This is a genomic window from Pseudosulfitobacter pseudonitzschiae, assembly GCF_900129395.1.
In the GTDB taxonomy this organism is placed as follows: domain Bacteria; phylum Pseudomonadota; class Alphaproteobacteria; order Rhodobacterales; family Rhodobacteraceae; genus Pseudosulfitobacter; species Pseudosulfitobacter pseudonitzschiae.
Window position 1 is genome coordinate 182,594 of sequence record NZ_FQVP01000003.1, and the last position, 19,440, is coordinate 202,033.

At 60.1% G+C, this 19,440-nt stretch carries 16 protein-coding genes and 1 tRNA gene; 15 read left to right on the forward strand and 2 right to left on the reverse strand.

Annotated elements, in window-relative coordinates; all coding sequences use genetic code 11:
- Positions 1–5 precede the first annotated feature (5 nt).
- On the reverse strand, positions 6–1,382 hold the full coding sequence (locus BUC08_RS08945) for a cytochrome P450 (protein ID WP_051694530.1): 1,377 nt from the start codon (positions 1,380–1,382) through the stop codon (positions 6–8).
- A gap of 125 nt (positions 1,383–1,507) precedes the next feature.
- Here BUC08_RS08945 and BUC08_RS08950 point away from each other — a divergent pair, with 125 nt between their 5' ends.
- The 3 genes from BUC08_RS08950 to BUC08_RS08960 all read left to right on the forward strand — a co-directional run bounded on the left by BUC08_RS08950 (position 1,508) and on the right by BUC08_RS08960 (position 4,338).
- A complete protein-coding gene (locus BUC08_RS08950) occupies positions 1,508–2,122 on the forward strand; it encodes a hypothetical protein (protein WP_081855422.1) in 615 nt (204 codons plus the stop codon).
- Between the two features lie 152 nt (positions 2,123–2,274).
- Entirely contained in the window at positions 2,275–3,450 is a 1,176-nt protein-coding gene (gene tuf / locus BUC08_RS08955) for an elongation factor Tu (protein WP_073194192.1), read from the forward strand.
- Positions 3,451–3,630: 180 nt separating this feature from the next.
- Positions 3,631–4,338 carry a dimethylsulfonioproprionate lyase family protein gene (locus BUC08_RS08960; protein ID WP_143186708.1) on the forward strand — a complete coding sequence of 236 codons (708 nt, stop codon included), beginning with the start codon at positions 3,631–3,633 and terminating at the stop codon, positions 4,336–4,338.
- 57 nt (positions 4,339–4,395) lie between these two features.
- On the opposite strand, the gene BUC08_RS08965 is transcribed toward BUC08_RS08960, so the two are convergent.
- Entirely contained in the window at positions 4,396–4,890 is a 495-nt protein-coding gene (locus tag BUC08_RS08965; protein ID WP_037931575.1) for a DUF892 family protein, read from the reverse strand.
- Positions 4,891–5,023: 133 nt separating this feature from the next.
- Between BUC08_RS08965 and BUC08_RS08970 the strand changes: the two genes are divergently transcribed.
- From BUC08_RS08970 to rpoC, 12 genes are all read left to right on the forward strand, one after another.
- Entirely contained in the window at positions 5,024–5,668 is a 645-nt protein-coding gene (locus BUC08_RS08970) for a CatB-related O-acetyltransferase (protein ID WP_037931612.1), read from the forward strand.
- A gap of 59 nt (positions 5,669–5,727) precedes the next feature.
- The gene (locus tag BUC08_RS08975; RefSeq protein WP_037931578.1) at positions 5,728–6,219 is read left to right on the forward strand and encodes an anthrone oxygenase family protein; all 492 of its coding nucleotides are present in this window, start codon (positions 5,728–5,730) and stop codon (positions 6,217–6,219) included.
- A 73-nt stretch (positions 6,220–6,292) separates the two neighbouring features.
- Positions 6,293–6,368: transfer RNA gene (locus BUC08_RS08980), tRNA-Trp, on the forward strand.
- Between the two features lie 238 nt (positions 6,369–6,606).
- On the forward strand, positions 6,607–7,221 hold the full coding sequence (locus BUC08_RS08985) for a hypothetical protein (protein WP_037931580.1): 615 nt from the start codon (positions 6,607–6,609) through the stop codon (positions 7,219–7,221).
- A 78-nt stretch (positions 7,222–7,299) separates the two neighbouring features.
- The gene (gene secE, locus BUC08_RS08990) at positions 7,300–7,497 is read left to right on the forward strand and encodes a preprotein translocase subunit SecE (RefSeq protein WP_037931583.1); all 198 of its coding nucleotides are present in this window, start codon (positions 7,300–7,302) and stop codon (positions 7,495–7,497) included.
- Between the two features lie 222 nt (positions 7,498–7,719).
- Positions 7,720–8,253 carry a transcription termination/antitermination protein NusG gene (gene nusG / locus BUC08_RS08995; protein WP_037931586.1) on the forward strand — a complete coding sequence of 178 codons (534 nt, stop codon included), beginning with the start codon at positions 7,720–7,722 and terminating at the stop codon, positions 8,251–8,253.
- A gap of 103 nt (positions 8,254–8,356) precedes the next feature.
- Positions 8,357–8,782: a 50S ribosomal protein L11 gene (gene rplK, locus BUC08_RS09000; RefSeq protein WP_028957946.1), complete on the forward strand. Its 426-nt coding sequence runs from the start codon at positions 8,357–8,359 to the stop codon at positions 8,780–8,782.
- 1 nt (position 8,783) lies between these two features.
- The gene (gene rplA, locus BUC08_RS09005) at positions 8,784–9,482 is read left to right on the forward strand and encodes a 50S ribosomal protein L1 (RefSeq protein ID WP_028957947.1); all 699 of its coding nucleotides are present in this window, start codon (positions 8,784–8,786) and stop codon (positions 9,480–9,482) included.
- Between the two features lie 266 nt (positions 9,483–9,748).
- Entirely contained in the window at positions 9,749–10,264 is a 516-nt protein-coding gene (gene rplJ, locus BUC08_RS09010) for a 50S ribosomal protein L10 (protein WP_037931589.1), read from the forward strand.
- A gap of 71 nt (positions 10,265–10,335) precedes the next feature.
- A complete protein-coding gene (rplL, locus tag BUC08_RS09015; RefSeq protein WP_028957949.1) occupies positions 10,336–10,710 on the forward strand; it encodes a 50S ribosomal protein L7/L12 in 375 nt (124 codons plus the stop codon).
- A gap of 247 nt (positions 10,711–10,957) precedes the next feature.
- Complete coding sequence (rpoB, locus tag BUC08_RS09020; RefSeq protein WP_037931592.1) at positions 10,958–15,094, forward strand: DNA-directed RNA polymerase subunit beta; 4,137 nt, start codon at positions 10,958–10,960, stop codon at positions 15,092–15,094.
- A 70-nt stretch (positions 15,095–15,164) separates the two neighbouring features.
- Positions 15,165–19,415: a DNA-directed RNA polymerase subunit beta' gene (gene rpoC / locus BUC08_RS09025; protein ID WP_037931595.1), complete on the forward strand. Its 4,251-nt coding sequence runs from the start codon at positions 15,165–15,167 to the stop codon at positions 19,413–19,415.
- Positions 19,416–19,440 lie beyond the last annotated feature (25 nt).

The window sequence follows — 19,440 nt, forward strand, 5'->3', positions numbered from 1 at the left end:
CCCCTCTAAACCGGCTCGGCCGTTAACCAGACCCCACCCTCTGGGCGCAGCGTCAGGATCATCACCGGTTCAGGATCGCGCCCCGCGACCGGTTTGAACCGGAACCGCGACAGCAGGGTTGCGAGGATAATCACCGCTTCTTGCAGCGCGAACGACGCCCCGATGCAGATGCGTGGCCCGTCGCCAAAGGGCAAATAGGCATAGCGGTCAATCGCCTTGCGGTCGGCGAAACGTTCGGGCCGGAAGGCGTCGGCATCCTCCCACAGCAGCTTGGACCGCCCCAGTGCATAGATCGGGATCATCACCGTATCGCCCGGCAGGATCTCGCGCCCACCCAGCGTGTCCTTTTTCAACGCCGTGCGCGACACCACCCCGGCAGGCGGATACAGGCGCAGCGCCTCGTCGACGATCTGGCGAATAAAGGGCAGGTCGGCCACGTCATCGGCCCCAGCTGCGCGGCCCTGCAAGACCTGTTGCGCCTCGGCGCGGGCGCGGTCCTGCACGTCTTGGTCGAACGCGACCAGATACATTGACCACGCCAGCGTCAGCGCTGTGGTCTCGTGACCTGCAACGATAAAGGTCAGCAGGTTGTCGCGCAGCTCGGCCGTAGACATGGTGCGCCCCGACTTGGGGTCCTCGCCCGCCAGCAGCAGGTCCAGCAGGTCGGGCACGGCGCTGGTGCCGCGTTCCGCGCGCGCCTCGATGGCCTGGTCCGCCACGGATTTCATCTCTTTCAGCGCCTTGCCCGACATGACCCTGCCGGGGCGGGGCACCCAGTCGGGAAAGCCCAGGATGTCGAACAGCGAAATCTTGCCCGCTTCGGCAATGTAATCGTCAATCGCCCCGTGTACCGCGTCGCGATCAAAGGTGTCGCCGCCGGAAAAGGTCACATCCGCGATCACGTCGAATGTGGTTGTCACCATCTCGTCCAGCAGGTTCACCGCACGCGGCCCCGCCGCCGCGATCCGGTCGCAGGCCCGCTCTGCCGCATCCGACATGATCGGCGCCAGGGCCGAGACGTTGCGGTGCGAGAAAACCGGGGCCGCGGTACGCCGTTGCCAGCGCCAGTGCGCGCCTTCGGCAATGAACAGCGACTCTCCGATGGCAGGCTTCAAAAGGTTCTTTGTCACCAGCGATTTGGGGTACTGGTCCAGCCGGTCGAGCAGAATTTCGCGTATGGCCGCAGGGTCCATCACCATGTGCCAGCGCTTTCCGGTCTTGCCGGACACCATCGGTTGCGTTGTCGCGATCTCGGGGATGATCGACAACACGTTGCGCCGCGCTTCTTGCAGGCTTTTCAACAGGCCCCAGGGTTCGGTGACCAACGGCACGCGGACGGGCAGGGGGCTGTGGGTGGCTTGTGGCAGAACCGTGTCGGGCATCGTGCTCTCCTTTTGCACCATGATATAAGTGCATCTGCCCACGCTGCAATCGGCCTGCGGCCAATTGCACCTGTGGCCTTCATCCGTTAGGCCTTTGCCGAAACAATCCTTTTGAGGGGACTGCGATGCTGCGGCTTGCGATGATGATGTGCGTGATGGGTCTGTTGACGGCCTGTGGCGGTGCCAAGGATCTGAACGAAAAACCTGTGCCTCTGGGGAACTTCAACCTCCTGCACAATGTGGTCGTGGCCCCGAAGGCGCAAAAAGGTCCGCTCAGCCGTGACGCCACCGAGGAACAGCTGACGACAGCCGTACAGAAGGCCATCGCCCAGCGGTTCGACCGTTACGAAGGCGACAGCAACTATCACTTCGGCGTGTCCGTTGAAGGCTACGTTCTGGCCGCACCCGGCGTGCCGCTGGTGCTGTCGCCCAAGTCGATCCTGATTATCAACCTGACAGTCTGGGACGATGCGGCGGGCAAGAAGCTGACCGACAAGCCGCACACGATCACCGTTCTGGAAACCTTTGGCACTGGCACCGTGGTTGGCTCAGGCTATACGCTGTCCGCCGAAGAGCAGCTGGAACAGCTGTCCGCGAATGCGGCCAAGGCGATCGAACGCTATCTGGTCAAGCAGATGAAGGAAGAAGGCTGGTTCGTCACGACCGGATCGGGCCGTCCGGGGGCCGCCGGGGCTGACGCGCCTGCGGCCACACCGGCCAAGGTTGTCGCGGCAGAGTAACCGGCGCATCGCTTCGTGGTCGCGTCCCTGACGGGGACGGCCAGCGTAGCAAAACGGCGAAGACCGCTTGATTTTCCTGCGCAATGGCAATACATGCCGCGCGGAATGCATTTGGGTCCGCTGGGATTCCACAAACAAAAAGGGTGCCTCTTATGGCTAAGGCAAAGTTTGAACGTAACAAACCGCACGTGAACATCGGCACAATCGGCCACGTTGACCACGGTAAAACCACGCTGACGGCTGCGATCACCAAGTATTTTGGTGACTTCCGCGCGTACGACCAGATCGACGGCGCGCCCGAAGAGAAAGCCCGCGGCATCACCATTTCGACCGCCCACGTCGAATATGAAACCGAAACCCGCCACTACGCGCACGTCGACTGCCCCGGCCACGCTGACTATGTGAAAAACATGATCACCGGTGCGGCACAGATGGACGGCGCGATCCTGGTTGTGAACGCAGCCGACGGCCCGATGCCGCAAACCCGCGAGCACATCCTGCTGGGCCGCCAGGTGGGCATCCCCTACATGGTTGTCTACATGAACAAAGTGGACCAGGTGGACGACGAAGAACTGCTGGAACTGGTGGAAATGGAAATCCGCGAGCTGCTGTCCTCGTACGAGTACCCCGGCGACGACATTCCGATCATCCCCGGTTCGGCCCTGGCCGCCATGAACGGCACCGACCCGGAAATCGGCGAAGAGTCGATCAAGAAGCTGATGGCCGCTGTTGACGAGTACATCCCGACACCCGAGCGTGCCGTGGACCAGCCGTTCCTGATGCCCGTCGAAGACGTGTTCTCGATCTCGGGCCGTGGTACCGTTGTGACCGGCCGTATCGAGCGTGGCGTGATCAACGTGGGCGACGACATCGAAATCGTCGGCATCCGCGACACCAAGAAAACCACCTGCACAGGCGTGGAAATGTTCCGCAAACTGCTGGATCGTGGTGAAGCTGGTGACAACATCGGCGCCCTGCTGCGCGGCATCGACCGTGAAGGCGTTGAGCGTGGTCAGGTTCTGTGCAAGCCCGGTTCGGTGAACCCGCACACCAAGTTCGAAGCCGAAGCCTATATCCTGACCAAGGATGAAGGTGGCCGTCACACGCCGTTCTTCGCGAACTACCGTCCGCAGTTCTACTTCCGGACCACAGACGTGACCGGCACCGTGAACCTGCCCGAAGGCACCGAAATGGTTATGCCCGGCGACAACCTGAAGTTCGACGTCGAGCTGATCGCACCGATCGCCATGGAGCAGGGCCTGCGCTTTGCGATCCGTGAAGGCGGCCGCACCGTCGGCGCCGGCGTGGTGTCGAAAATCGTCGAATAAGATCCTATGCGGGCCCCGCGCCCGGATGACATCTGAAACGAAAAGGCCGCAGCAATCGCTGCGGCCTTTTTTGTATCCCGTGTCGCGGATATACCCCTTGGGGACGCAAGCCGTCGCGCAGGCGATTTGCAATCGGGTGTTGGTGAAACGACACCCGCCAACGCGAAGGACCCGATGCACATGACCGACACGTCCCCTTCGACGCAGCTGCGGCTGCGCGATTGTCCGAACTGGACCTATCTGCTGCGCGAGTTCGATGTGCTGTACCGCAACGGCACTGCCGGTGGCAGCCCGTCGATCCGCAGCCACCGCAAGCGCGTGCGTGACAGGCTGTCGGCCTGCGTGGCAGCGAACCCGGCGGTGCTGCCGCGCCCGCACGAGGCAAAGCCGGTGACCGCCCATTTTGCCCGGGCGCTGGATCTGGGCGAGCGGTCCGCAATGCAGGGCATGGCGCGTGCGCTGCGCGAGGTGCGCGATGATCTGACGTGGGAATATGGCTATGATAAGCTGCCCAAGGTGCTGGCGCAAAAATATGCCTATTGCGAGGTTCTGGGACCGAAGGGTCCGGTTCAGTCCGACACGCTGATCCTCGGTTTTGTGCTGTTTGCGCCCGCCACGACATATCCACAGCACAGCCATCAGGAGATCGAGGAAAGCTATATCTCGGTCGCGGGCGCGTGGTCCGAGAATGACACGGCGGTCTATGCGCCGGGATCGCTGATCCTGAACCGACCGGGGGACGAGCACCGGATCACCACGGGTGAATTGGACCCCTGCCTTCTGGCCTATGCCTGGACCGGTTCCGCAGGGCGGTTGGCCGAACCGATGATGAAACTGACCGGCACGCGCAAGGCCGGCGAGACTGCAAAGTCACAGGGGCCGTATTAGTGACGGCATAAAAAAAGGCCAGCGCGAAGGCTGGCCTTTTCGGGTGGTAAGAGTGGTTTACGCGGCAGCCTTGTTCACGCCGCCTGTGGCAATCGCCGTCATGTGGCGGTCGCCATCATAGGTTTCATCCAGCAGCTTTTGCAGCTTGGCCGCGTCATCGTCCAGACCCAGCCGGTTGGCAAAGGCCACGACGCTGCCGTATCCGGCAAGGGCATAGTGCACCATGCGCTGGTACTGCGTGATGATCACAGCGTCGCGCGCGTCATCGTCCGAAATGTCGGCCTTGATCCCATGCGCGCGGGCTTCGGTCACCAGGCCTTCCATGCCTTTGCAATGTTCGCCTTTGGGGTCCAAGTCGTGGGTGGCGCAGATGGTTTTCAGCACGTCCAGACCTTCGGAAATGCCGTTGACGCCGGCGATCAGGGCCTTGCTCAACTCTTCATTCTTGGCGGCGCGGCCCAGTTCGGCGGTGGCTTCCATCGACTGGCTGCAGGCACTGTGCAGGTCCTGAAGCTGGTCGAAATAGACGTCTTTGAGATTGTTGATGGTCATGGTGATCTCCTCTTGCGGGTGTGCGTTGGCTTCGTTGGCTCAACACGTCGGCAAGGCTTAGAGTTCCGAACATGTGACCCGGCAATCGCGCAAATCGGGTGACAAGAGTCCCATGTGCTGGCACATCTGGCCCATGACACGTCCCTTTGCAGACCCGACCCTGACACATCCCGTCTTGTTGCCCGACGGCACGCCGCACCTTGGCACGGTGTTTCTGAAACCTGCCCTGTCGCATCCGCGCATCACGGTGGGCGATTACAGCTATGCCAGCGCCCATGTGCCCCCCGCCGACTGGGCCGCGCATCTGGCCCCCTATCTCTACGACTTCTCGCCCGAAGCGCTGCACATCGGAAAATTCTGCCAGTTTGCCGACGGCGTGCAATTCATCACCGCCTCGGCCAACCACCGCTATGACGGGTTCTCGTCCTTTCCCTTTGCCATCTTCGGCGGCGGCGACATGGCGGGCCGTCCGTCGATGCCGGGTCCGGGACCGGACACGGTGATCGGCCACGACGTGTGGATCGGGCAGGGCGCGCGCATCCTGCCGGGCGCGCAGATCGGATCAGGGGTGATCGTGGGCGCGGGGGCCGTGGTGTCGGGGCAGGTGCCGGATTACGCCATCGTCAGCGGCAATCCGGCGCGCGTGGTCAGGATGCGCTTTGACCCGGACACCATCGCGGCGCTGCTGGAGATCGCATGGTGGGACTGGCCTATCGACCGTATTCTGGACCGCGAGGCCGCGATTTGCGGCGGTGAACTGGCGGCCTTGCGCCGTTAGGCGACGGAATGGCGCGGGTACTGCGTTCAACCCGGCATTGATCCCAAGGGAGTTTTCCGATGCCAATTGTCTTTCGCTCATTCCTGATCCTCAGCCTGCTGGAGGCGGGCGCGATCTTTGGATTTTTCTACGCTTGGGTCTGTTCGACCATGTGGGGGCTGGACGCCGCCCCGCCCGAGGTCGCCATCGCGGCGATGCAGGCGATGAACGCCTCCGTGCGCAACGGCGTCTTTGCGATCAGCTTTTTCGGCACGCCGGTGGTGCTGTTGCTGACGGTGATTCTGGCCTTTGCCACGGGCCATCGCAGGGCAGGGGTGATTCTGGTGGCGGCTTTGGGGTTTGCCGTGGCGTCCGTGCTGGCCACGATGTCGGTCAACGTCCCGATGAACGAGGCGTTGGCTCAGGTCAAATTGCCTTTGGAACAGGCGGACGCGATTTGGGATGCATATTCCGGCCCCTGGCAGCTGTGGAACACGCTGCGCACGCTGACAAGCGGCGCGGCCTTGCTGTTGGTGGGACTGGCGGTGATGCAAGCGGAGACCCGTCGCTGACGATCCTTGGCATTTATGGTCAAAACACACTTGCAATGCGTCCGCGTGCCGCGTAATCACGCAGCGATCGCGTAGGGGTATAGCTCAGCTGGTAGAGCGACGGTCTCCAAAACCGTAGGTCGAGGGTTCGAACCCTTCTGCCCCTGCCATCATCTTCCTGAACAGTATTGCGGTGACATGACGTCGACCTGAATACCCGGCACCGCTGCGTGTCCCGACGACGGCGCCGTAGGGCAAAGCGCTGATACTGCACGCTCTGCAAGGTTGGACAGGCCACGTTCACCTTACGTAAACATTGCCATGCTTTTGCCGCAATTCGGACACGTCACGCACATATTTTGCGATTATCCAGCGGATGTTCGTTAACGAGTGCCAAGAGGTTTCCCAATGTCCGATTCCGTCAAAGCGGGACTTGGTCCGGACACTCTTTCGCTCATTCGCAACATGGTGGCCGAAGCCGATACGGCGGATACACCTTTGGACCGCCCTGCGGCGCGCCCGCGCGCTGCGGTGGCACAGGCGCTTACTGATGCAGGGGCGCAACCCCTTCAACCTGATTTCGCAAGACAGATGGCACATCAATCCATCTTACGCGCGCGCAAGTTCCGTCCCAGCCGCCGTCAGATCCTGTGGGCCACGTTCGCGTTGATCGTTCTGCTGCGGCCTGCGTGGATCGTGCTGATGCTGGTGCTGGGCGCTTTCTTGATCCTGGGTGTCTTCGTGGCCTTTGGTGCGGACCGGGTCTGGTCCGGCGCTGTGGATCTGCTGAAATGGTATATCGCGCGTGCCCCGGAGCGCGGCGCACGGCTGGTGGAGCGCATGGACCGTTTTGCATGTCGCTGGGACAAACTGCTGGACCGCTTCCCCGATGGCTGGGTCGATGGTCTGTATCTGCCTGACCTGCAATCGCTGCTGGAGGCGGATGATCGGCATGACGCTGTCCTGGCCACCCGCCTGCAACGAATGCAGACACAGGCGGCGGATCACGAGGCGGCGGCCTGAGGCGAGACCCCGCAACAGGCCTTGAATTCACGACCGCGGCCCGTTACATGGGCCGGACCAATCCGATAGGAGCCTGTCATGGCCACCACCAATCCGCTGCAATTCATTCAGCAAGTGCGTACCGAAATCAGCAAGGTCGTATGGCCCACGCGGCGCGAGGTGATGCTGACCACTGTGATGGTGTTCATCATGGCCGCGCTGGTTGCCGTGTTTTTCGCGCTGGTCGACATTCTGATCCGTGGCGGTCTGCAGCAGATCCTGACCTACTTCGGCTGACCCGCGCCCCCTGCGCCGGTCCTTGCCAAAAGCCTAACAAACCCGATCAAGGCCTTGAAACTCTGCGGTTGTCGGAGTAGATGGCAACCCTGACCTGACAGAGGGCGTGCGGCGATTCGTGTTGCGCGCCGATTTTTTGTTCAAGTCGTTCGGGCCAAGTGTCTGAAAATTATTAAGAATTTGGCACGTCCGCGTGTCGCACCAAGAGAGGCAGACGAGCTTATGGCGAAACGATGGTATTCGGTCAGCGTTCTTTCGAACTTCGAAAAGAAAATTGCCGAACAAATTCGTACAACCGCCGCCGAGCAGCAGCTCGAGGGTGAGATCGACGAAGTTCTGGTGCCGACCGAAGAGGTCATCGAGGTGCGCCGCGGCAAGAAGGTCACGACCGAGCGTCGCTTTATGCCCGGTTACGTGCTGGTCCACATGGAGATGTCCGACCGCGGATATCACCTGATCAGCTCGATCAACCGCGTCACCGGTTTCCTGGGCCCGCAAGGTCGCCCGATGCCGATGCGCGACGCCGAGGTGAACCAGATCCTGAACCGCGTTCAGGAAGGCGAAGAAAGCCCGCGCACTCTGATCCACTTTGAAGTGGGCGAGCGCGTCAAGGTGAACGACGGACCGTTCGAAGATTTCGACGGCATGGTCGAAGAAGTTGATGAAGATGCGCAGCGCCTCAAGGTGACGGTGTCGATCTTCGGGCGCGAAACGCCCGTGGAGCTGGAATTCACTCAGGTCACCAAGCAGATGTGAGTGTGAATTGTGGGAGGCGAGGGTGCCGCGGCATCCGGACCGGACCACACAACGCAAAGCCCCAAGGGACGCGTCCTGCGGGGGTTGAAACAGGAGAAGGCCCATGGCCAAGAAACTCGTCGGCACTATGAAGTTGCAAGTGCCCGCCGGTCAAGCAAACCCCTCCCCGCCGGTCGGTCCGGCGCTGGGTCAGCGCGGCATCAACATCATGGAATTCTGCAAGGCGTTCAACGCCAAGACAGCTGACATGGAGCCCGGTGCGCCGTGCCCGACCGTGATCACATATTACCAGGACAAGTCCTTCACCATGGACATCAAGACGCCCCCGGCGTCGTATTTCCTGAAAAAAGCGGCCAAGGTGAAGTCTGGTGCGAAAACGCCCAGCCGTGAAACCGTCGGTACTGTGACAACCAAGCAGATCCGCGAAATCGCCGAAGCGAAGATGAAAGACCTGAACGCCAATTCGATCGAAGCGGCGATGCAGATCATCCTGGGCTCTGCCCGCTCTATGGGCATCGAGGTGAAGTAAGATGGCAAAATTCGGAAAACGCACCGTCGCCGCCCGTGAAGCTTTCGCCGGCAAGGACAACCTGACGGTTGAAGATGCTGTCGCGCTGATCAAGAGCAACGCAAAAGCCAAGTTCGACGAAACCGTCGAGATTTCGATGAACCTGGGTGTTGACCCCCGTCACGCGGACCAGATGGTGCGCGGCGTGGTTGGTCTGCCGAACGGTACAGGCAAAGACGTGCGCGTCGCTGTCTTTGCCCGTGGCCCCAAAGCCGACGAAGCCAAAGCAGCCGGAGCCGACATCGTTGGCGCCGAGGACCTGATGGAAATCGTGCAAGGCGGCAAGATCGAGTTTGATCGCTGCATTGCAACGCCCGACATGATGCCGATCGTCGGCCGTCTGGGCAAGGTTCTGGGCCCCCGCAACCTGATGCCGAACCCCAAAGTGGGTACGGTCACCATGGATGTGGCGGACGCGGTCAAAGCTGCCAAAGGCGGTGAAGTCCAGTTCAAGGCCGAGAAAGCGGGCGTCGTGCACGCCGGTGTTGGCAAGGTTTCGTTCGACACGGACAAGCTGGCCGAAAACATCCGCGCCTTTGTCGGTGCCGTGGCCAAGGCGCGTCCCGCCGGTGCCAAAGGCACATACATGAAAAAGGTCTCGCTCAGCTCGACAATGGGCCCGGGCGTGTCGGTTGACGTGGACAACGCGGTCACCGAGTAAGGAATTCGGGGCAGGGGAAACCTTGCCCCGCACAAGATCCCGCGCAAGCGGGTTGGCGGGGACGCCTTTTGCAAGGTTCCCCCGTTCTGTCCGAGACGGAGGGTGGATGCAGCCGCATTCATAATTCCTTCCTGAGATGGGAAACGAGATTTAAAGGATCCGCATCGCGGTGATTTTGGCCTCGGTCCCTGAAGCGGACCTAAGTGGTGGCCCCTCGGGGTTGCTGAATTGAGCCGGGGGGAAACCCCCATACTTGGAGTGAAACTGTGGATAGAGCCCAGAAAGAGAAAGTGGTCGAGGAACTCGGCCAAATCTTCGAAAGCTCTGGCGTCGTTGTGGTTGCCCACTACGCCGGTCTGACAGTTGCGAACATGCAAGAACTGCGTGCCCGTGCCGCTGAGCACGGAAGCGCAGTGCGTGTTGCCAAAAACAGGCTCGCCAAAATCGCCCTTGGTGGAAAGCCGTGCGAAAGCATCGGTGACCTCCTGACGGGTATGACCGTTCTGACCTTCTCCGAAGATCCCGTGGCTGCGGCCAAGGTGTCTGAGGACTTCGCCAAAGACCACGACAAATTCGTGATCCTTGGCGGTGCCATGGGTGAGAACGCTCTGGACCGGGCTGGTGTTACAGCTGTGTCGAAAATGCCTTCGCGCGAGGAGCTTATTGCTTCGATCGTGGGCTGCATCGGCGCACCTGCAAGCAACATCGCCGGGGCCATTGGCGCGCCTGCAAGCAACATCGCATCCATCTTGTCCACAATCGAGGACAAGGCGGCTGCATAAAGCAACGTCATACTGGCGTGTGGTTGACCCATCACGTTGGAACACACATATCGTAACGGAAAGAGCTGAACATGGCTGATCTGAAAAAACTGGCAGAAGACATCGTTGGTCTGACCCTGCTGGAAGCACAAGAACTGAAAACAATCCTCAAAGACGAGTACGGCATCGAGCCCGCCGCTGGCGGCGCTGTGATGATGGCTGGTCCTGCTGACGCCGGTGGCGCAGCCGAGGAAGAGAAGACTGAATTCGACGTCGTTCTGAAAAACGCAGGCGCATCGAAAATCAACGTCATCAAAGAAGTCCGCGGCATCACAGGCCTGGGCCTGAAAGAAGCCAAAGACCTGGTCGAAGCCGGTGGCAAGATCAAAGAAGGCGTGTCGAAAGACGAAGCCGAAGAAATCAAAACCAAGCTGGAAGCAGCTGGCGCTGAGGTCGAACTGGCGTAAGCCAAACGCATGGGGCTTGCCTCATGTCGCATTCAAGGCTGGACCCGGAGTTTTTCCGGGTCCAGCCGAACCTGTCTTGGCAAGGGCTTCTGAATGAAGCGTTTTCCAGGATGTGGTTTCAAAGGTCGGGAGGCACTCGGTGGGACGAGGGCCATGAATTGACCGAAACCCAACCATCTCGACTGGGCGGTGTACCGTGGCCCGACGGTGCGCGCGCTCGCAGAGAATCTGAAAGGTGACAGTTCACATGGCGCAATCCTTCCTTGGCCAGAAACGTCTTCGTAAATATTACGGCAAAATCCGCGAAGTGCTGGAAATGCCGAACCTGATTGAGGTTCAAAAATCCTCGTACGATCTTTTCCTGAACTCCGGCGACGCTGAAACCCCCACCGATGGTGATGGTATCCAAGGCGTGTTCCAATCGGTTTTCCCGATCAAGGATTTCAACGAAACATCCGTGCTGGAATACGTCAAATACGAGCTGGAAAAGCCGAAATACGACGTTGAGGAATGCCAGCAACGTGACATGACCTACAGCGCGCCGTTGAAAGTGACGCTGCGCCTGATCGTGTTTGATGTCGATGAAGACACAGGCGCGAAATCGGTCAAGGACATCAAGGAACAAGACGTGTTCATGGGCGACATGCCCCTGATGACGCCGAACGGCACTTTTGTCGTGAACGGCACCGAACGTGTGATCGTTTCCCAGATGCACCGTTCGCCGGGCGTGTTCTTTGACCACGACAAGGGCAAAACCCACTCTTCGGGCAAACTGCTGTTCGCCTGCCGCATCATTCCCTATCGCGGCAGCTGGCTGGACTTTGAATTCGACGCCAAGGACATCGTGTTCGCACGTATCGACCGTCGTCGTAAGCTTCCTGTCACGACCCTGCTGTATGCGCTGGGTCTGGACCAAGAAGCGATCATGGACGCCTACTACAAGACCGTCACGTTCAAGCTGGAGAAGAACAAGGGCTGGGTCACGCCGTTCTTCCCCGACCGTGTGCGCGGCACCCGTCCCACATATGATCTGGTAAACGCAGCTTCGGGCGAAGTGATTGCCGAAGCGGGCAAGAAAATCACCCCCCGCGCGGTCAAGCAGATGATCGACGCAGGCGACGTGGAAAATCTGCTGGTTCCCTTCGATCACATCATTGGCAAATTTGCAGCCAAGGACATGATCAACGAGGAAACCGGTGCGATCTACATCGAAGCCGGTGACGAGCTGACGCTTGAGTATGACAAAGACGGCGACCTGATCGGCGGCACAGCCAAAGAGCTGATTGACGCAGGCATCACCGAGATCCCCGTGCTGGACATCGACAACATCAACGTCGGTCCGTACATGCGCAACACCATGGCGATGGACAAGAACATGAACCGCGACACCGCGCTCATGGACATCTATCGCGTGATGCGCCCGGGCGAGCCGCCCACCGTCGAAGCAGCGTCGAACCTGTTCGACACGCTGTTCTTTGACAGCGAGCGTTACGACCTGTCCGCTGTGGGTCGTGTGAAAATGAACATGCGTCTGGACCTGGATGCAGACGACACCCAGCGTACGCTGCGCCGCGAAGATATCGTGGCCTGCGTCAAGGCGCTGGTCGATCTGCGCGATGGCCGTGGCGACATCGACGACATTGACCACTTGGGCAACCGTCGTGTGCGTTCCGTTGGCGAGCTGATGGAAAACCAGTACCGCGTCGGCCTGCTGCGCATGGAACGTGCGATCAAGGAACGTATGTCCTCGGTCGAAATCGACACCGTGATGCCGCAGGATCTGATCAACGCCAAACCGGCGGCTGCTGCCGTACGCGAATTCTTTGGCTCTTCGCAGCTGTCGCAGTTCATGGACCAAACCAACCCGCTGTCCGAAGTGACACACAAACGCCGCCTGTCGGCGCTTGGGCCGGGCGGTCTGACCCGCGAGCGTGCAGGCTTTGAGGTGCGTGACGTTCACCCGACCCACTATGGCCGGATGTGCCCGATTGAAACGCCCGAAGGTCCGAACATTGGTCTGATCAACTCGCTGGCGACCTTTGCCCGCGTGAACAAATACGGTTTCATCGAAACACCCTACCGTGTCGTCAAGGACTCGGTGGTGACGGATGAAGTGCACTACATGTCCGCGACCGAGGAAATGCGTCACACCGTGGCGCAGGCGAACGCCAACCTCGACGAGAACATGCGCTTTGTGAACGATCTGGTGTCGACACGGAAATCGGGCGATTACACGCTGTCCCCGAACGAAAACGTTGATCTGATCGACGTGTCGCCGAAACAGTTGGTTTCGGTCGCCGCATCGCTGATCCCGTTCCTTGAAAACGACGACGCCAACCGCGCCTTGATGGGCTCGAACATGCAACGTCAGGCCGTGCCGCTTCTGCGGGCCGAGGCGCCGCTGGTCGGCACCGGCATCGAAGAAGTCGTGGCGCGCGATTCCGGCGCTGCGATCATGGCGAAACGTGCCGGTATCATCGACCAGGTCGATGCGACCCGTATCGTTGTGCGTGCCACGTCCGATCTGGAACTGGGCGACGCGGGTGTGGACATCTACCGCATGCGCAAATTCCAGCGTTCGAACCAGAACACCTGTATCAACCAGCGTCCGCTGGTCAAAGTGGGTGACACCGTTCAGAAGGGCGAAGTGATTGCCGATGGTCCGTCCACCGATATGGGCGAACTGGCCTTGGGTAAAAACGTGGTCGTCGCGTTCATGCCCTGGAACGGCTACAACTACGAAGACTCGATCCTGATTTCCGAGCGCGTGTCGCGCGATGACGTCTTTACCTCGATCCACATCGAGGAATTCGAAGTCGCCGCCCGTGACACCAAGCTTGGGCCAGAGGAAATCACCCGCGACATTCCCAACGTCGGTGAAGAAGCGCTGCGCAACCTCGACGAGGCGGGCATCGTGTACATCGGCGCGGATGTTGAACCGGGCGATATTCTGGTGGGCAAGATCACACCCAAAGGCGAAAGCCCGATGACGCCGGAAGAAAAACTGCTGCGCGCCATCTTTGGTGAAAAGGCATCGGACGTCCGCGATACATCGCTGCGGGTGAAACCGGGTGACTTCGGCACAGTCGTCGAAGTGCGCGTGTTCAACCGTCACGGCGTGGAAAAAGACGAACGCGCCCTGCAAATCGAGCGTGAAGAAGTCGAAAGCCTGGCCCGTGACCGCGACGACGAACTCGCGATCCTTGACCGCAACATCTATGCCCGTCTGGGTGACATGCTGTTGGGCAAGGAAGTGGCCAAGGGTCCGAAAGGCGTGAAAGCCGGCAGCACCGTCGATGCCGACATGCTGGACGCATACCCGCGTTCTGCATGGTGGCAGATTGCCGTGAAAGACGAGCAGTCGGCACAGGTGATCGAGGCCCTGAACGAGCAGTACGAAGTGCAAAAGCGCACTCTGGACGCCCGTTTCGAGGACAAGGTCGAAAAAGTCCGCCGTGGCGACGACCTGCCGCCGGGCGTGATGAAGATGGTCAAAGTCTTTGTCGCGGTCAAACGCAAGCTGCAGCCGGGCGACAAAATGGCGGGCCGCCACGGGAACAAAGGGGTTATCTCCAAAGTGGTTCCCATGGAGGACATGCCGTTCCTTGCGGACGGTACACCTGTCGACTTCTGTCTGAACCCGCTGGGCGTGCCGTCGCGCATGAACGTCGGTCAGATCCTCGAAACCCACATGGGCTGGGCATCGCGTGGTCTGGGCGTCAACGTGGACGAAGCATTGCAGGAATACCGCCGGTCGGGTGACCTGACCCCGGTGCGCGAAGCGATGCAGTTGGCTTACGGCGATGATGTCTACGACGAGGGCATCAAGGACATGGAAGAGCATGTGCTGCTGGAAGCGGCGGGCAACGTGACCCGCGGTGTTCCGATCGCCACGCCCGTCTTTGACGGTGCGAAAGAGGCGGACGTGAACAACGCGCTCAGCCGCGCAGGCTTTGACACCTCCGGCCAGTCGGTGCTGTTCGACGGTCGCACAGGCGAGCAGTTTGCCCGTCCCGTGACCGTGGGCGTGAAGTACCTGCTGAAACTGCACCACCTTGTGGACGACAAGATCCACGCGCGTTCGACCGGGCCGTACAGCCTGGTGACCCAGCAGCCGCTGGGTGGTAAGGCGCAATTCGGTGGCCAGCGCTTTGGTGAGATGGAAGTCTGGGCTCTGGAAGCCTACGGCGCCGCCTACACCCTGCAGGAAATGCTGACCGTGAAGTCGGACGACGTTGCCGGACGGACGAAAGTCTATGAGAGCATCGTCAAGGGCGAGGACAACTTTGAAGCCGGCGTGCCGGAGAGCTTCAACGTTCTGGTCAAAGAAGTCCGTGGCCTCGGCCTGAACATGGAACTCCTGGACGCTGAGGAAGACGAATAACGGCGGCGGGCGGGGATAACCCCGCCCTCCCGTTTCCCTCTTCCAATGCCTCCCTTTCAAGGATTTGAAAATGAACCAGGAACTTACAAACAACCCGTTCAACCCGGTCGCACCGGTCAAGACGTTTGACGAAATCAAGGTCTCGCTGGCCTCGCCGGAACGCATCCTGTCGTGGTCCTTTGGTGAGATCAAAAAGCCCGAAACCATCAACTACCGCACGTTCAAGCCTGAGCGTGACGGCCTGTTCTGCGCGCGTATCTTTGGCCCGATCAAGGATTACGAATGCCTGTGCGGCAAATACAAACGCATGAAGTATCGCGGCGTCGTCTGCGAGAAATGCGGCGTTGAAGTCACGCTGCAAAAGGTCCGCCGCGAGCGGATGGGCCACATCGAGCTGGCCTCGCCGGTTGCGCACATCTGGTTCCTGAAATCGCTGCCCTCGCGCATCGGTCTGATGCTGGACATGACCCTGCGTGATCTGGAACGCGTGCTGTATTTCGAAAACTACGTCGTTATCGAACCCGGCCTGACGGACCTGACATACGGTCAGATGCTGACCGAAGAAGAGTTCATGGACGCGCAGGACGCGTACGGCATGGACGCTTTCACCGCCAACATCGGCGCCGAAGCGATCCGTGAAATGCTGTCGATGATCGACCTCGAAGCCGAAGCAGACAACCTGCGTGCGGAGCTGAAAGAGGCCACAGGCGAGCTGAAGCCCAAGAAGATCATCAAGCGTCTGAAAGTCGTGGAAAGCTTCCTGGAATCCGGCAACCGCCCCGAGTGGATGGTTCTGACCGTGATCCCCGTGATCCCGCCGGAACTGCGCCCGCTGGTGCCGCTGGACGGTGGCCGCTTTGCCACGTCGGATCTGAACGACCTGTATCGCCGCGTGATCAACCGGAACAACCGTTTGAAGCGTCTGATCGAACTGCGTGCGCCCGACATCATCGTGCGCAACGAAAAGCGTATGTTGCAGGAATCCGTTGACGCATTGTTCGACAACGGCCGTCGTGGCCGCGTCATCACCGGTGCCAACAAGCGCCCGCTGAAGTCGCTGTCCGACATGCTGAAAGGCAAGCAAGGTCGCTTCCGTCAGAACCTTTTGGGCAAACGCGTCGACTTCTCCGGTCGTTCGGTCATCGTGACCGGCCCCGAGCTGAAGCTGCACCAGTGTGGTCTGCCCAAGAAGATGGCGTTGGAATTGTTCAAGCCGTTCATCTACTCGCGGCTGGAGGCCAAGGGCCTGTCCAGCACCGTGAAGCAGGCCAAGAAACTGGTCGAAAAGGAACGTCCCGAGGTTTGGGACATCCTGGACGAGGTTATCCGCGAACACCCCGTGATGCTGAACCGTGCGCCCACGCTGCACCGTTTGGGCATTCAGGCGTTCGAACCGATCCTGATCGAAGGCAAGGCGATCCAGCTTCACCCGCTGGTCTGTTCGGCTTTCAACGCCGACTTTGACGGTGACCAGATGGCGGTTCACGTGCCTCTCTCGCTGGAAGCCCAGCTGGAAGCGCGCGTCCTGATGATGTCGACCAACAACGTTCTGTCGCCTGCCAACGGCGCACCGATCATCGTTCCTTCGCAGGATATGATCTTGGGTCTGTACTACACGACCCTGGAGCGCACCGGCATGAAGGGCGAAGGCATGGTCTTCGGCTCGATCGACGAAGTGCAGCACGCTCTGGACGCGGGTACCATCCACCTGCACTCCAAGATCACCGCGCGCATTCCGCAGATCGACGACGACGGTCAGGAAATCATGAAGCGTTATGAAACCACGCCGGGCCGTGTCCGTCTGGGTGCGCTTCTGCCGCTGAACGCCAAGGCACCCTTCGATCTGGTCAACCGCCTGCTGCGCAAAAAAGAAGTGCAGCAGATCATTGATACCGTTTACCGGTATTGCGGCCAGAAAGAGAGCGTCATCTTCTGCGACCAGATCATGACCATGGGCTTCCGCGAGGCGTTCAAGGCCGGGATTTCGTTTGGCAAAGACGACATGCTGATCCCTGAAACCAAGTGGACCATCGTTGATGAGACACGCGAACTGGTGAAGGACTTTGAACAGCAGTACATGGACGGCCTGATCACTCAGGGTGAAAAGTACAACAAAGTTGTCGACGCCTGGTCGAAGTGTAACGACAAAGTCACTGATGCCATGATGGGTGCGATTTCGGCGGTGCAAACCGACGAAACCGGCGCCGAAATGGAGCCGAACTCGGTCTACATGATGGCCCACTCCGGTGCGCGTGGCTCGGTCACACAGATGAAACAGTTGGGCGGGATGCGCGGCCTGATGGCGAAGCCGAACGGCGACATCATCGAAACGCCGATCATCTCGAACTTCAAGGAAGGTCTGACCGTTCTTGAATACTTCAACTCGACCCACGGCGCCCGTAAGGGTCTGTCGGACACCGCGTTGAAAACAGCGAACTCGGGTTACCTGACCCGTCGTCTGGTGGACGTGGCCCAAGACTGTATCGTGCGCATGATCGACTGTGGCACCGAAAACTCGATCACGGCTGTTGCGGCTGTGAACGACGGTGAAGTCGTGTCGTCGCTGGCAGAGCGTGTTCTGGGCCGTGTCGCGGCCGAGGACGTGCTGAAACCCGGCACCGACGAAGTTCTGATCGCACATGGCACGTTGATCGACGAACGCATGTCCGACGCCGTTGAAGAGCACGGCGTTGCATCCATGCGCATCCGTTCGCCGCTGACCTGCGAAGCCGAAGAGGGCGTTTGCGCCACTTGCTACGGTCGTGACCTTGCGCGCGGTACGCGCGTCAACACCGGCGAAGCGGTCGGCATCATCGCCGCCCAATCCATCGGTGAGCCCGGCACACAGCTGACGATGCGGACATTCCACATCGGTGGCGTGGCCCAGGGTGGTCAGCAATCCTTCCTGGAAAGCAGCCACGGCGGTACGGTACGGATCGAAAACGGTGTCACCATCGAGAACGAAGCCGGTGAAACCATGGTCATGGGACGCAACATGAAGTTGGCGATCCTCGACGAAAACGGTGAAGAACGTGCCAGCCACAAGGTGGGTTACGGCTCGAAACTGTTCGTCAAGGACGGCGACACCATTGCGCGGTCGGCCAAGCTGTTCGAATGGGACCCCTACACCCTGCCGATCATCGCCGAGAAATCGGGTACGGCCAAGTTTGTCGACCTGGTCAGCGGTATCGCCGTCAAGGACGAGACCGATGATGCGACAGGCATGACCCAGAAGATCGTGATCGACTGGCGCGCGGCCCCCAAGGGCAACGAGCTGAAGCCGGAAGTGATCCTTGTGGGTGAAGATGGCGAACCGGTCCGCAACGAAGCGGGCAACCCGGTGACCTATCCGATGTCCGTGGATGCGGTTCTGTCGATCGAAGACGGCCAGGAGATCAAGGCCGGTGAGATCGTTGCGCGTATCCCGCGTGAAGGGTCCAAAACCAAGGACATCACCGGTGGTCTGCCGCGTGTGGCCGAACTCTTTGAGGCACGTCGCCCCAAAGACCACGCCATCATCGCGGAAATCGACGGCTATGTGCGCTTTGGCAAGGACTACAAGAACAAGCGCCGCATCGCGATCGAAAGCTCGGAAGATCCGGATCACAAGGTTGAGTACATGGTGCCCAAGGGCAAGCACATTCCCGTCGCGGAAGGTGACTTTGTTCAGAAGGGCGACTACATCATGGATGGCAACCCGGCCCCCCACGACATCCTTGCCATTCTGGGTGTCGAAGCTTTGGCAGACTACATGATCCACGAGGTGCAGGACGTTTACCGCCTGCAAGGTGTGCGGATCAACGACAAGCACATTGAAGTCATCGTGCGCCAGATGCTGCAAAAGTGGGAAATCCAGGACAGCGGCGACACCACGCTGCTCAAGGGCGAACATGTCGACAAGCAGGAATTCGATCACGCCAACGCCAAGGCGATTTCGAAAAAGGGCCGTCCCGCAACGGGCGAACCGATCCTGTTGGGCATCACCAAGGCAAGCTTGCAAACCCGCAGCTTCATCTCGGCGGCGTCGTTCCAGGAAACCACACGCGTTCTGACCGAAGCATCGGTTCAGGGCAAACGCGACAAGCTGGTTGGCCTGAAAGAGAACGTCATCGTGGGCCGTCTGATCCCTGCGGGCACCGGCGGTGCAACGCAACAGATGCGCAAGATTGCTTCGGACCGCGACAATGTCGTGATCGAGGCGCGCCGCGAAGAGGCGGAGAAGGCAGCAGCCCTCGCCGCACCCGAGCCGCAGGCGCAGGACGATGTGGTGGGTGGCGACGTGTTCAACACCATCATTTCGGACGAAGACAGCCGCGATTGATCGCACTGACATGAAACTGCAAAAG

What these genes read in the sequence shown, in the direction of transcription:
- BUC08_RS08945 (WP_051694530.1), bottom strand. Translation starts at nt 1,382, where the DNA reads ATGCCCGACACGGTTCTGCCACAAGCCACCCACAGCCCCCTGCCCGTC.
- BUC08_RS08950 (WP_081855422.1), top strand. Translation starts at nt 1,508, where the DNA reads ATGCTGCGGCTTGCGATGATGATGTGCGTGATGGGTCTGTTGACGGCC.
- tuf (WP_073194192.1), top strand. Translation starts at nt 2,275, where the DNA reads ATGGCTAAGGCAAAGTTTGAACGTAACAAACCGCACGTGAACATCGGC.
- BUC08_RS08960 (WP_143186708.1), top strand. Translation starts at nt 3,631, where the DNA reads ATGACCGACACGTCCCCTTCGACGCAGCTGCGGCTGCGCGATTGTCCG.
- BUC08_RS08965 (WP_037931575.1), bottom strand. Translation starts at nt 4,890, where the DNA reads ATGACCATCAACAATCTCAAAGACGTCTATTTCGACCAGCTTCAGGAC.
- BUC08_RS08970 (WP_037931612.1), top strand. Translation starts at nt 5,024, where the DNA reads ATGACACGTCCCTTTGCAGACCCGACCCTGACACATCCCGTCTTGTTG.
- BUC08_RS08975 (WP_037931578.1), top strand. Translation starts at nt 5,728, where the DNA reads ATGCCAATTGTCTTTCGCTCATTCCTGATCCTCAGCCTGCTGGAGGCG.
- BUC08_RS08985 (WP_037931580.1), top strand. Translation starts at nt 6,607, where the DNA reads ATGTCCGATTCCGTCAAAGCGGGACTTGGTCCGGACACTCTTTCGCTC.
- secE (WP_037931583.1), top strand. Translation starts at nt 7,300, where the DNA reads ATGGCCACCACCAATCCGCTGCAATTCATTCAGCAAGTGCGTACCGAA.
- nusG (WP_037931586.1), top strand. Translation starts at nt 7,720, where the DNA reads ATGGCGAAACGATGGTATTCGGTCAGCGTTCTTTCGAACTTCGAAAAG.
- rplK (WP_028957946.1), top strand. Translation starts at nt 8,357, where the DNA reads ATGGCCAAGAAACTCGTCGGCACTATGAAGTTGCAAGTGCCCGCCGGT.
- rplA (WP_028957947.1), top strand. Translation starts at nt 8,784, where the DNA reads ATGGCAAAATTCGGAAAACGCACCGTCGCCGCCCGTGAAGCTTTCGCC.
- rplL (WP_028957949.1), top strand. Translation starts at nt 10,336, where the DNA reads ATGGCTGATCTGAAAAAACTGGCAGAAGACATCGTTGGTCTGACCCTG.
- rpoB (WP_037931592.1), top strand. Translation starts at nt 10,958, where the DNA reads ATGGCGCAATCCTTCCTTGGCCAGAAACGTCTTCGTAAATATTACGGC.
- rpoC (WP_037931595.1), top strand. Translation starts at nt 15,165, where the DNA reads ATGAACCAGGAACTTACAAACAACCCGTTCAACCCGGTCGCACCGGTC.